At 70.7% G+C, this 12,425-nt stretch carries 12 protein-coding genes; 7 read left to right on the forward strand and 5 right to left on the reverse strand.

What is annotated here, in order from left to right:
- Positions 1-35: 35 nt before the first annotated feature.
- The 4 genes from AB0R04_RS05750 to AB0R04_RS05765 all read right to left on the reverse strand — a co-directional run bounded on the left by AB0R04_RS05750 (position 36) and on the right by AB0R04_RS05765 (position 2,119).
- Complete coding sequence (locus AB0R04_RS05750; protein ID WP_363368763.1) at positions 36-605, reverse strand: DUF4240 domain-containing protein; 570 nt, start codon at positions 603-605, stop codon at positions 36-38.
- 188 nt (positions 606-793) lie between these two features.
- Complete coding sequence (locus AB0R04_RS05755) at positions 794-1,006, reverse strand: DUF397 domain-containing protein (RefSeq protein ID WP_363368484.1); 213 nt, start codon at positions 1,004-1,006, stop codon at positions 794-796.
- Between the two features lie 65 nt (positions 1,007-1,071).
- Positions 1,072-1,263, reverse strand: a complete 192-nt coding sequence (locus AB0R04_RS05760; RefSeq protein WP_363368486.1) for a DUF397 domain-containing protein — start codon at positions 1,261-1,263, stop codon at positions 1,072-1,074.
- The gene (locus AB0R04_RS05765) at positions 1,256-2,119 is read right to left on the reverse strand and encodes a helix-turn-helix transcriptional regulator (protein ID WP_363368488.1); all 864 of its coding nucleotides are present in this window, start codon (positions 2,117-2,119) and stop codon (positions 1,256-1,258) included. The genes AB0R04_RS05760 and AB0R04_RS05765 overlap by 8 nt, the downstream gene beginning before the upstream one ends.
- 208 nt (positions 2,120-2,327) lie before the next feature.
- On the opposite strand from AB0R04_RS05765, the gene AB0R04_RS05770 reads away from it, so the two are divergent.
- The 4 genes from AB0R04_RS05770 (at position 2,328) to dnaE (ending at position 7,692) form a co-directional block, all read left to right on the forward strand.
- On the forward strand, positions 2,328-2,687 hold the full coding sequence (locus AB0R04_RS05770; RefSeq protein WP_063347198.1) for an ATP-binding protein: 360 nt from the start codon (positions 2,328-2,330) through the stop codon (positions 2,685-2,687).
- Entirely contained in the window at positions 2,687-2,953 is a 267-nt protein-coding gene (locus AB0R04_RS05775) for a hypothetical protein (protein ID WP_159398403.1), read from the forward strand. The genes AB0R04_RS05770 and AB0R04_RS05775 overlap by 1 nt, the downstream gene beginning before the upstream one ends.
- A 166-nt stretch (positions 2,954-3,119) precedes the next feature.
- Complete coding sequence (locus AB0R04_RS05780) at positions 3,120-4,019, forward strand: hypothetical protein (protein WP_363368491.1); 900 nt, start codon at positions 3,120-3,122, stop codon at positions 4,017-4,019.
- A gap of 139 nt (positions 4,020-4,158) precedes the next feature.
- Entirely contained in the window at positions 4,159-7,692 is a 3,534-nt protein-coding gene (gene dnaE / locus AB0R04_RS05785; protein WP_363368493.1) for a DNA polymerase III subunit alpha, read from the forward strand.
- A 43-nt stretch (positions 7,693-7,735) separates the two neighbouring features.
- Here the strand turns inward: dnaE and AB0R04_RS05790 are convergent, their stop codons facing one another.
- Positions 7,736-8,623 carry a LysR family transcriptional regulator gene (locus tag AB0R04_RS05790; RefSeq protein ID WP_363368495.1) on the reverse strand — a complete coding sequence of 296 codons (888 nt, stop codon included), beginning with the start codon at positions 8,621-8,623 and terminating at the stop codon, positions 7,736-7,738.
- A 72-nt stretch (positions 8,624-8,695) separates the two neighbouring features.
- On the opposite strand from AB0R04_RS05790, the gene AB0R04_RS05795 reads away from it, so the two are divergent.
- The 3 genes from AB0R04_RS05795 to AB0R04_RS05805 all read left to right on the forward strand — a co-directional run bounded on the left by AB0R04_RS05795 (position 8,696) and on the right by AB0R04_RS05805 (position 12,409).
- Entirely contained in the window at positions 8,696-9,586 is an 891-nt protein-coding gene (locus AB0R04_RS05795) for a dihydrodipicolinate synthase family protein (protein ID WP_363368497.1), read from the forward strand.
- Between the two features lie 101 nt (positions 9,587-9,687).
- Complete coding sequence (locus AB0R04_RS05800) at positions 9,688-10,716, forward strand: aspartate-semialdehyde dehydrogenase (RefSeq protein ID WP_363368499.1); 1,029 nt, start codon at positions 9,688-9,690, stop codon at positions 10,714-10,716.
- Between the two features lie 295 nt (positions 10,717-11,011).
- Positions 11,012-12,409, forward strand: a complete 1,398-nt coding sequence (locus AB0R04_RS05805; RefSeq protein ID WP_363368501.1) for an NYN domain-containing protein — start codon at positions 11,012-11,014, stop codon at positions 12,407-12,409.
- Positions 12,410-12,425: the final 16 nt, after the last annotated feature.

Below are 12,425 nucleotides of genomic sequence, written 5' to 3' on the forward strand. Positions count from 1 at the left end.
CAAGAGCGCAGCTCGGATCATTCTGAAACGATCAGTTAGTCCAGAAAGATTCCGGCGAGGCGTGGCAGGCGGCGGCGCATCTCATCGTCGTCGGTGACGTCCCACCGAGCTCCGGTCGGCTCGATCATGGCGCTGAGCGGGCCAGCTTCTGGGGAAGCCCCCAGCGCCTCGTCGAGCCCGTCCGGCTCACCGGTGAGACGTTGGTAGGCCCGGTGGGCCACCCGGCTGAAGTCTTCGTTCCCGATGAGCACGTCCCCGCCATCCCGCACCGCCGGATGGTCAGCGAGAGAGTCCGGATCCGCGAGCGCGCGCTCGTACCAGTGTCGGCCAAGCGAGATGAGGCCGTCGCGGAAGTCCATAAACGCGTCGTCGGACCACCAGCCTTCGATGAGGAACGCCGCCGCCCACAGGTCGTACCGGTAGGCATGGTCGCGCAACTGCCACAAGCGCAGGGAAAACTGGATGATCTCGGCAGGCATGCGGCTCACAAGCCGTTCCTGGCACGCGTGCTCGATCGCGTCGCGCCGATCGTCGAAGTCCAGTTCCAGCGCGTCAACCTCGGCGCACGCCTCGCCTATCAGGGCCCAGAACTCCTCGACATCCATCACGGCCTGAGTATGCCAGGCGCCTTGAGACCCCGCGGCCTGCGGCGCAACCGGCGCCAGCCCAGCACACCGCCGGACAACGACCATGCAGCCATGGTGGCGCCACGGGCACTACCCAAGGGCTGCGCTCAGGGCGAGCTGATCCGCCGTTACATCATTGAGCGGAGATTCCCGCAGCGCCAGCGTGATCACGAACTGCGGCTGGAGTGCTGGGCGTGGTGGTCGAATTCGCCGGTTTTGGCGGCTTGGAGGAAGGTGGCGAAGTTGGTGGGGGTGGTGGGGAGGGTGAGGTGGCCCTGGTCGGACTCGCGGAGTTCGACCAGGCCGTCGGCGGTGCGGATCTCCACGCAGTCGCCACCGGATCCGCTGAAGGACGACTTCTGCCACTTGGTGTTAGCCATCTGGGGTCCCGTCGGTTGTTTGGCGCAGGAAGTCGGGCTGGCCGACTTCCTGCGCTGTGGGGTGTCTAGGCGTGGTGGTCGAACTCGCCGGCCTTGGCGGCCTGGAGGAAGGCGGCGAAGTTGGTGGGGGTGGTGGGGATGGTGAGGTGGCCCTCGTCGGACTCGCGGAGTTCGACCGTCCCGTTGGCTGTGCGGACCTCCACGCACTCGTTAGAAGCCCCGCTGAAGCTGGACTTCTGCCACTCGGAGTCACGCATACTTGCCTCGCATTTCATCCTCAACGGATTGGATGAACTCCCGTGACTCGGCCTCGGCGAGCGCGACGGTGTCCAGGTGCTCGAATACTGCTCGATGGCGGGCCAGGCCTGCCGGGGAGTCGAAGAACATCACTCCCACCGCAGTATCCATCTGGAGCGTGGCGAGCTCAGGCACGGGGCCTTCGACGAACATGATGTTCTCGCCTCCGCCGGGGAAGGTGTCGAGGTCGAAAGGCACGACGCGGACCGAGAGCCTGCCAGACAGTGAGTCCTTGTTGAGGCTGGCGAGCTGATCGGCGAGAACCCGAGGTCCCCCGAACTGCATTCGCAGGGCTGCCTCGTGGATGAAGGAGACGTAGGGCGCCCCGCGCAGTCGGACCTCCTGTTGCCGCTGCATGCGGAATGCGGTCCTGGCGTCGAGGTCATGGTTGGGGATGGACGGAGCAAACCGGGAGAACACCGCAGCCGCGTAGGCCTCGGTCTGTTGCAGTCCGGGGATGTAGGTCGTGGCCCATGTCGAGATCCTGTGTGCGCTTGCCTCAAGCTCTGCGATCTCCAGGAAGTCGATGGACAGGGCGCCGCGATACTTCTCCCACCAGCCTTTTCCTCGTTCGACAGCTATCTCGGCGAGGGCATCGATGAGCGGCGTGTTGGAGCAGCCGCAGGCTTCGGCGACCGTGCGCAGCCGTTCGGCGCTGACGCCGATCTTGCCGTTCTCCATCTGTGTCACCTGAGTTGGCGCCAAGCCGAGCTCACGAGCGAGTTGACTGCCGCCGAGTCCTGCCCGCTCTCGCATCTTTCGCATTTCTGCCCCCAGCCGACGTTGGCGCAGGGTCGGTTCGCGGCGAAGCGGCATGGTGTCCTCTCGATGGGGCGCTTGGGACCAGTCTGCCGCGCTTCGCACGGAAGAGGGAACCTGGATCAGATCGCCTTCAATTGAAGTCAGGCTGCGCTATGGTCGATGTCATGGCGATCCGACGGATCGTCAATAAAGCCCTATTGCCGGGCTTTCGGCGGCATGCCCGCCGGTTCCTCCCTCACCATCACGCCTCGGGAGAACTCCCATGCGTCACCTCAACACGCCCTCCCTCGCCATCGCCCGCCAGTCCCTCCGGGACGCGATGGGTCGTTGCGGGTACCTGCCCTCGGTCACCGACGACGCCGAACTCGCGCTCGTGGAACTGCTCGTGAACGCCTGGCGGCACGGCGGCACCCCCGCGCCGCTCGTCCTCATCCTCGCCGTCGGCCCCACCCTCCGGGTGTCCGTCAGTGACGAGAGCCCGGACCTCCCCAAGAAGCAAGCGCCGGCGCCCCTCGCCCAGTCCGGCCGGGGCCTCCAGCTCATCGAAGGCCTCACCCACCGCTGGGGCGTGGACCCCCAGGAACGCGGCAAAATGGTCTGGTTCGAGCTGGACGCCGCCTGATGTCCTTCCCGCTCCCGCGTCGTCGCCCCATGCTGCCGACCGACCCCCGGATCCGGCACTACACCGACGACCACATCCACACGCTCCTCGCCGAAGTCCAGGAGCGTGGCCGGAGGTTCGGCCTGATCTGGCCCTCGGCCACCACCGACAAGACCATCGACGGCCGCATCCTCGTCCGCTTCAACGCCGCCCCCGCCTCCACCCTCCTCAACCTCCTCTCCCTCCTCCTCGCCGCCGAGCGAGGCGACGACTCGTGCGTTTCCTGATCGCCACCGCCTTCGCCGTCCTCCTCGCGCTCGCGATCGCCACCGTCGCCCTGGGCGTCATCACCGCCCTCCGCGCGACCCCGCCCGACGAGGACACCTGACCCCCAGCCCCCCACCTCCCAGCCCCCGCCGCCCAGCCGTCGGGGGCTAAGGGACGATTGGGCCCGTGGCACAGCGGAGATACGAGTACGCCCCGGCAGGCACCCTGCCCGGGCTGTTGCAGCGCGGCCGGGGCCTGGGCGCGCAGATGGCGGCGGAGGACCCGGCGGCAGCCGCCGACCTGGTCTACGGGTGCATCCGCTGGGACTGGCGCTGGGATCGGCAGGCGGACGACCGGCACCTCTACCTGGCGCGGCTCGTCCGGGACCTGGAACTGCCGGTCGGACCGATCGTCGACCTGCTGACCGGGGACGAGGACACCTGCCTGCGGGCCACCGGAGTCCTGGAGCTGCTGGCGCTCGGCGGCTCCGCCGAGGCCCGGGAAGCACTCCGTACCCACGTCCGCGAGGAGGACCCGGCGGCCGGGCAGGACGTGCGCCAGCGGCGTGGCCCCTGCGGCTCGACGGACCCGGCCCCCGAGCGGGACAGCGCGAGCCCGCGCGCACTGCTGTCCCGGCGCGGCGAGGAGAAGGACGTCGCAGCACTGCTCGCCGTACTGGAGCAGGACTGGGCGGCCCGTGCCTGGTGTGGCCCGATGCACACCGCCCGGGGCCTGGCCCGGTTCGGCCCCGAAGCCGCCGGGGCCGCGTCGCTGCTGCGCCGCTTCTGGCTGTGGACGCCGCACTCCTCCGAGCGCCCCGCCTACCTGGAGGCACTGGCCGCCGTCGCCCCCGCCGGGCTGGCCGAGGTGTACACCGAGTGCCTCTGGGACTGCGAGGCCGACGCACGCCTGCCGGCCGTCGCGCACGCCCCCGACCGCCCCCACGTCCGGGAACGCCTCGCCCACCTGCGGGACGATCCGATGGAGCAGGCGGAGGTCCGCGAGGCCGCCGGGGCGCGACTCGCCGGGCTGAGCTCGGGAGGCTCCGAGCCGGAGGGAGCCGGCTCCGAAGGGGAGCTAGAGTAGACGCGTGAACGTGTGAGTGATGGTCCGGACCCCACGAGGTGGTCCGGGCCACATCCGTTTCCAGGCACCTTCCGTGACCTGCGCGTACCTGCGCGTTCGCCGGCCCACCAGACCCGCACTCGCCTCCGGAGGCCCCGCCTTGAGCGATCAGCCGTTCGCGCATCTGCACGTCCACACCGAGTACTCGATGCTGGACGGTGCCGCCCGGCTGAAGCAGATGTTCAAGGAGGTCGAGCGGCTGGGCCAGACCCACGTCGCGATGACCGACCACGGGAACATGTACGGCGCCGCCGAGTTCCACAAGCAGGCGACCGCCGCCGGGATCACCCCGGTGATCGGCATCGAGGCGTACGTCGCGCCGGAGTCCCGCTCCAACACCAAGCGCATCCTGTGGGGCCAGCCGCACCAGAAGCGGGACGACGTCTCCGCCTCCGGCGCCTACACCCACAAGACCATCTGGGCCCGTAACAAGGAGGGCCTGCACAACCTCTTCAAGCTGACCTCGCGCTCGTACGCCGAGGGCTGGCTGGTGAAGTGGCCCCGGATGGACAAGGAGCTGATCTCCGACCTGTCCGGCGGCCTGATGGCCACCACCGGCTGCCCGTCCGGCGAGGTGCAGACCCGGCTTCGCCTGGGCCAGTTCGACGAGGCGGTGAAGTCGGCCGCCGACTACCAGGACATCTTCGGCAAGGAGAACTACTTCCTGGAGCTGATGGACCACGGTCTCGACATCGAGAAGCGGGTCCGCGACGGGCTACTGGAGATCAGCAAGAAGCTGAACATCCCCCCGGTCGTCACCAACGACTCGCACTACACCACCGAGGCCGACGCCGGGGCGCACGACCTGCTGCTCTGCGTGCAGACCGGCAAGAACCTCTCGGACCCGGACCGCTTCCGCTTCGACGGCACCGGTTACTACATCAAGTCGGCCGCCGAGATGTACGCCCTGGACTCCTCGGACGCCTGGCAGGAGGGCTGCCGCAACAGCCAGCTGCTCGTCGCCTCCCGGGTCGACACCGAGGGCATGTTCAAGTTCCGCAACCTCATGCCGCGCTTCCCGATCCCGGAGGGCTTCGAGTCCGAGGCGGACTTCTTCAAGTCCCAGGTGTGGAAGGGCATGGACTGGCGCTTCCCGGGCGGGTACGACGAGGAGCACAAGAAGCTCGCCGAGTACGAGATGGACACCATCATCCAGATGGGGTTCCCGGCGTACTTCCTCGTGGTCGCCGACTTCATCATGTGGGCCAAGGAGCAGGGCATCGCGGTGGGCCCCGGCCGTGGTTCGGCGGCCGGCTCGCTGGTCGCGTACGCGATGGGCATCACCGACCTCGACCCCATCCCGCACGGGCTGATCTTCGAGCGCTTCCTCAACCCCGAGCGCATCTCCATGCCCGATGTCGACATCGACTTCGACGAGCGCCGGCGCGGTGACGTGATCCGGTACGTGACCGAGAAGTGGGGATCCGACAAGGTCGCCATGATCGTCACGTACGGCACCATCAAGGCGAAGGCCGCCATCAAGGACTCCTCGCGCGTCCTCGGCTACCCGTACGCGATGGGCGACCGGATCACCAAGGCGATGCCGCCGGACGTGATGGGCAAGGGCATCCCGCTGTCCGGCATCACGGACAGCAGCCACCCGCGCTACAGCGAGGCCGGTGAGATCCGGGGGCTGTACGAGAGCGACCCGGACGTGAAGAAGGTCATCGACACCGCGCGCGGCATCGAGGGCCTGATCCGCCAGCCCGGCGTGCACGCGGCCGGCGTCATCATGTCCGCCGAGCCGCTGACCGACCACATCCCGGTCTGGACCCGGCACACCGACGGCGTCACCATCACGCAGTTCGACTACCCCACCTGCGAGGGCCTCGGCCTTCTCAAGATGGACTTCCTCGGCCTGCGCAACCTGACGATCATGGACGACGCCGTCAAGGCGATCGAGAAGAACAAGGGCATCAAGATCAACCTGCTTGATCTGCCCCTGGACGACAAGCCGACCTACGAACTGCTGGCACGCGGCGACACGCTCGGCGTCTTCCAGCTCGACGGCGGCCCCATGCGCTCGCTGCTGCGCCTGATGAAGCCCGACAACTTCGAAGACATCTCCGCCGTCCTCGCGCTGTACCGACCGGGCCCGATGGGCGTCAACTCGCACACCAACTACGCGCTGCGCAAGAACGGCCAGCAGGACATCACCCCGATCCACCCGGAGCTGGAAAAGCCCCTGGAGGAGATCCTCAAGCCGACGTACGGCCTGATCGTCTACCAGGAGCAGGTGCAGAAGGCCGCCCAGATCCTCGCCGGCTACTCGCTCGGCCAGGCCGACCTGCTGCGCCGGGCCATGGGCAAGAAGAAGAAGGAGATCCTGGAGGCCGAGTTCGTGCCCTTCCAGAAGGGCTGCCGGGACCACGGCTACTCGGACGCGGCGATCCAGGCGGTGTGGGACGTCCTGGTCCCCTTCTCCGGCTACGCGTTCAACAAGGCGCACACCGCCGGGTACGGGCTGGTCTCGTACTGGACGGCCTACCTCAAGGCGAACTTCCCGGCCGAGTACATGTCCGGCCTGCTGACGTCCGTCAAGGACGACAAGGACAAGTCGGCGATCTACCTCAACGAGTGCCGCAAGATGGGCATCCAGGTGCTGCCGCCGGACGTCAACGAGTCGGACTCGGACTTCACCCCGCACGGTGACACGCTCGTCCGGTTCGGCCTCACCGCGATCCGCAACGTCGGCGGCCCGGTCGTCGACTCGATGATCCGCACCCGCAAGTCGAAGGGGAAGTTCAGCTCCTTCCCGGACTTCCTCGACAAGGTGGAGTCGGTGGTCTGCAACAAGCGGACCGTCGAATCGCTGATCAAGGCGGGCTCCTTCGACTCGCTCGGGCACACCCGCAAGGGCCTCAGCGCGCAGTTCGAGCCGATGATCGACAACGTCGTCGGGGTCAAGCGCAAGGAGGCCGAGGGCCAGTTCGACCTGTTCGGCGGGGACGCCGTCTCCGACGAGCCCAGCTTCGGCCTCGACGTCGTCTTCTCCGAGGAGGAGTGGGAGAAGTCCTTCCTGCTCACCCAGGAGCGCGAGATGCTCGGCCTGTACGTCTCCTCGCACCCGCTGCACGGCATCGAGCACGTGCTCGCCGACAAGGCCGACTGCGCGGTGGCCGACCTCGCCGAACGGCCCGACGGCACCATCGTCACCATCGGCGGCATCATCTCGGGCCTCCAGCGCAAGATGACCAAGCAGGGCAACGCCTGGGCGATCGCGACCGTCGAGGACCTCGCGGGCTCGATCGACTGCATGTTCTTCCCCGCCAGCTACCAGCTGGTCTCGGCCCAACTCGTCGAGGACGCCGTGGTGTTCGTGCGCGGCAAGCTGGACAAGCGGGAGGACGTGCCGCGACTGATGGGGATGGAGCTGACCGTCCCGGACCTGTCGAACGCGCACGCCGAGGCGCCGATCATCATCAACATCCCGAGCGTGAAGATCACCCCGCCGCTGATCGCCCGGCTCGGCGAGGTGCTGGGCAGCCACCGGGGCACCACGGAGGTCCGGGTGCGGCTGGAGAGCCGGAACAAGACGACCGTGCTGCGGCTGGACCGGCACCGGGTGAAGTCGGACCCGGCGCTGTTCGGGGACCTCAAGCAGCTGCTCGGGCCGAGCTGCCTGGCGGGCTGATCCGGATTCGGCGCTGATCCCCCTGGGGCGGGCCCCGGGGGGATCAGCTGTGCCCGCCCAGGCCCGGGGGGACGGCCGTGTGCAGGGCGGAGACGAAGGCCGAGATGGCCGGGTGGGAGCCGGCGCCCGCGCGGAAGGCGGCCCGGGTGCGGCGGTACATCGGCAGCCGGGTGAGGACCACGCCGGGCGGGGGCTGCGCGGCGCCCAGCTGAGGGACCAGGGCCACGCCCTGGCCGGCCGCGACCAGGGCCAGGACGGTCGCGAAGTCGTCGATCTGGTGCCGGATCCGGGGCGCGAAGCCGGCGGCCTCGCAGGCCCGGACGGCCATGCTGTGGCAGAGCGTGCCCGGCGGTGCCATGATCCACGGCGCGCCGCGCTGCTCGGCGACCGTGCCCGGGGCTCGGGCCGCCAGGTACATCGGCTCGGTGAACACCGGACGGGTCACCGCCAGGCCCGGCTCCGGATCGGCCGGGACCAGGTCGTACTCGTGGACCAGCGCGACGTCCAGCTCGCCCGCGCGCAGCGCCGCCGCGACGCCCGCCGGATCCACCTCGGTGACCATCGGCTCCAGGCCCGGGTGCCAGGCGGCCAGCTCGCCCAGCACCGCCGGGATGATCGCGCGGGCCGCCGACGGATAGGTGCCGATCCGCAGCGGGCCGGCCAACCCCCGCCGGGCGTGGGCGAGTTCGGCGCCCGCCTGCTCCAGCAGGGCGAGCACCGCCTCGGCGTGCCGGACGAGGTTGCGCCCGGCCGGAGTGAGCGCGACCCGCCGCCCGGTCCGCTCCAGCAGCGGGACGCCCGCCTCCTTCTCCAGGACGGACAGCTGCTGGGACACCGCCGAAGGGCTGAAGGAGAGCGCCTCGGCGACGGCGGCGATGGTGCCGAGGTGGGCGAGTTCGCGCAGCAGGCGCAGGCGTCGGACGTCGAGCATCGGCTCAGCTTACGAGAAGCATCACGAATGTGAACTGGACCTGGGTGATCGGCGGGCCGCAGGATCGTGGCCATGGAACTCACCGGCATCCACGTCCCCCTGATCACGCCCTTCGCCGCGGACGGCACGGTCGCGCTGGACGCCCTCGCCGTGCTCGCCGCCGAGCTGCTGGAGGCCGGTGCGGCCGGGCTGGTCGCCCTCGGGACCACCGGCGAGCCCGCCGCGCTGAGCGAGGACGAGCGCTGGGCCGTGGTCGAGACCGCCGCGGCCGCCTGCGCCGCCCGCGGGGCCCTCCTGACCGTCGGCGCGCACGGCGGCGACACCCGCTCCACCGCCGAGTCGCTGGCCGCGCTCGGCGAGCGGGTGCCGCAGGCCGCGGCCGCGCTGGTCACCGTCCCGGCGTTCCTGCGGCCGGGCGAGGCCGGGACGGTCGCGCACTTCCGGGCGCTCGCCGCGAGCAGCCCGCTGCCGCTGGTCGTCTACCACATCCCGTACCGCACCGGGCAGCAGCTGTCCGCCGCCGCGCTGCTCGAACTCGCCGCGCTGGACGGCGTGGTGGGCGTCAAGTACGCGACCGGGGGAGTGGACCAGACGGCGGTGGAACTGCTCGCCGCCGCCCCCGCCGACTTCGCGGTGCTGACCGGGGAGGACGCCTTCCTGTCGCCGCTGCTGGCGCTCGGCGCGGCCGGCGGCATCCTCGCCTCCGCCCATCTGGCCACCGCCCGGTTCGTCGAGCTGACGCAGGCCTGGCAGGCCGGGGACGCCGCCCGGGCCCGGGCGCTCGGGCACCGGCTCACCGGGCTGGCGCTGGCCGCCTTCGCCGCGCCGAACCCGACGGTGATCAAGGGCGTGCTGCACGCCCAGGGCCGGATCCCCACCCCGGACGTCCGGCTGCCGCTGCTGCCGGCCGGCGGGGCGGAGGTCGAGGCGGCGCTGAAGCTGGTGAGTGGTCTGGACCACTAGCCCTCTCTCATAGCGTGGAACACCAGGCCGCCGCACCCGCGTGACAAGGCATGATGGGCAGAGTGCGGCTGTAGACAGCACCATCCAGAGGAGTAGTCGGAATGAAGATCGGCATTGTCGGGGCCACCGGCCAGGTCGGCGCAGTGGTCCGCGAGATCCTGGCGGAGCGCAGCTTCCCGGTCGAGCAGCTGCGGCTGTTCGCCTCGGCCCGCTCGGCCGGACGCACCCTGCCGTGGCAGGGCACCGAGGTCACCGTCGAGGACGCGTCCACGGCCGACTACACGGGCCTGGACATCGTGATCTTCTCGGCCGGCGGCTCCACCTCCAAGGCCCTCGCCCCCAAGGCCGCCGCGGCCGGCGCCGTCGTCATCGACAACTCCTCCGCCTGGCGCCGCGACCCCGACGTCCCGCTGGTCGTCTCCGAGGTCAACCCCGGCGCCATCGCCGACCGGCCCAAGGGCATCATCGCCAACCCGAACTGCACCACCATGGCCGCCATGCCCGTGCTGCGCCCGCTGCACGAGGAGGCCGGCCTCGCCGCGCTCGTCGTCTCCACCTACCAGGCCGTCTCCGGCAGCGGTGTGGCCGGCGTGGCCGAACTCCAGGACCAGGCCGCCAAGGTCGTCGACGGCGCCGCCGCGCTCGCCCACGACGGCTCCGCCGTCGAGTTCCCCGAGCCCAAGGTCTACCAGCGCCCGATCGCCTTCAACGTGGTGCCGCTGGCCGGCTCCATCGTCGAGGACGGCTCCAACGAGACCGACGAGGAGCAGAAGCTCCGCCACGAGAGCCGCAAGATCCTCGGCATCCCGGACCTCAAGGTCGCCGGCACCTGCGTGCGCGTCCCGGTCTTCTCCGGCCACTCGCTCCAGATCAACGCCCGCTTCGAGCGCCCGATCAGCCCCGAGCGCGCCGCCGAACTGCTCGCCGCCGCCCCCGGCGTCGAGCTGTCCGACATCCCCACCCCGCTCCAGGCCGCCGGCCGGGACCCGAGCTACGTCGGCCGCATCCGGGCCGACGAGACCGTCGAGCACGGCCTGTCGCTGTTCGTGTCCAACGACAACCTGCGCAAGGGCGCCGCGCTCAACGCCGTCCAGCTGGCCGAGCTGGTCGCCGCCGAGCTCAAGGGCTGACACCCGGCCCCGCCGGGCCGCGGGCGCTCGCACCGTCGGCCCGCGCCCGCTCGCACTCCCCGGCGTGACCAAGGGCGGGCCCCGTCGTTGAACGGGGCCCGCCTTTGCGTTCCGTTGGGCTTGCCGTTGCGGTACCGCGACATCCGTCGAGGTTCGGCGCGCGAACCAGGGGGAAAAGGTGACCCAACGCTCGGGCGGCCACGGGGGCCCCTCACCCCACCACGTCCGGACGACGGGCGGATCCGCGCCCACCCGGCCCGACCCCCACACGAGGGCGAGTGGAAAGAGGTGCGCGATGGACCGCTGTGTCGTCCTGGTGGATGCCGGATACCTGCTGGGCGCCGCCGCCAGCCTGCTCGCCGGTGACCCATCCCGTTCCAGAGTCACCGTCGACCACACCGCGCTGATCACCGCGCTGCGCGAACGCGCCGAAGCCGAGACCGGACTTCCGCTGCTGCGCATCTACTGGTTCGACGCCGCCCCGGACCGGCGCCCGATGCCCGAACACCGCCGGCTGCGCGTCCTGCCCCGCGTCACCGTGCGGCTCGGCGCCCTCACCCGCGCCGAAGGGCGCTGGGTGCAGAAGGGCGTGGACGCCGCCATGCACGCCGAACTCTCCGAACTCGCCCGCAACCGGGCCTGCGCCGACGTCGTCCTGATCACCGGCGACGGCGACCTGCTGCCCGGCATGATGACCGCCAAGGAACACGGCGTGGCCGTCCACCTGTGGGCGCTCCAGGCCGCGGACGGCGACTTCAACCAGTCCGAGGACCTGGTCGGCGAGGCCGACGAGCGAAGAGTGCTCGACCGCGAGTGGATCGAGGGCTCCTTCAGCCTCCGGGACAACGCCAACGTCTTCCCGGCGCCCGGCGCCCGCCAGGAGATCGCCAAGATCCTCGCCGCCCCGCCCGTCGCCCCGCCCGTGGTGGCACCCGCCGCGGCGCCGGTCGTGGCGCCCCCGGTCGTCCAGCCGGCCGCCGTCGCCCCGGCCGCCGTGCCCGCTGCCGCCGTGCCCGCTGCCCTCGGGGCCTCCGCCGTCGGGGCCGTTCCAGGGGCGGGGCGGCCCCAGCCGGCCGCCGCGCTCAAGGTCGTCCCCACCCCCAAGGACCTCGCCGGGCGCACCCCCGTCGTCGCCCCGGCCGTCAACGGGCACGGCGGCACCGGACTCGCGAACGGGCACGGCGGCAACGGGCTCGTCAACGGGCACGGCGCCAACGGGTTCGTGAACGGGCAGGCGAACGGGCACGGCACCAACGGGCAGGCCGTCGGCCCCGTCCTGCGCTGGTCCTCCGACCGCGGCTGGGTCGACCGCCCCGCCCCCGAACCCGCCGTCACCGCCGGCGACAGCCTCCCCACCCTCGCCCACCTCACCACCGCCGAACAGCGCTGGGCCGACCGCGAGGAGGACATCACCTCCATCGGCGGCGACGCCCACGAAGTCGGCCAGGTCTTCGCCCGCCGCTGGAGCGACCGGCTGGGCGACGTCGAACGGCTCACCGTGCTCTGGCCCGACTACCCCCGTATCCCGCACCGGGTCGACGGCGAACTCCTCCGCTACGCCGCCCGCTTCGGACTGCTCGCGCACAAGGACGACCAGATCGACGAACACGACCGCTACGCCATCCGGGCCGGATTCTGGAAGGAACTGGCGGTGCGGGTGCCCGGTGGATCGATGGTCGTCGTGGACGACTGACGGGCGCACGGCCCGG

Origin of the sequence: Kitasatospora sp. NPDC056731 (genome assembly GCF_040687675.1) — a bacterium.
GTDB lineage: Bacteria > Actinomycetota > Actinomycetes > Streptomycetales > Streptomycetaceae > Kitasatospora.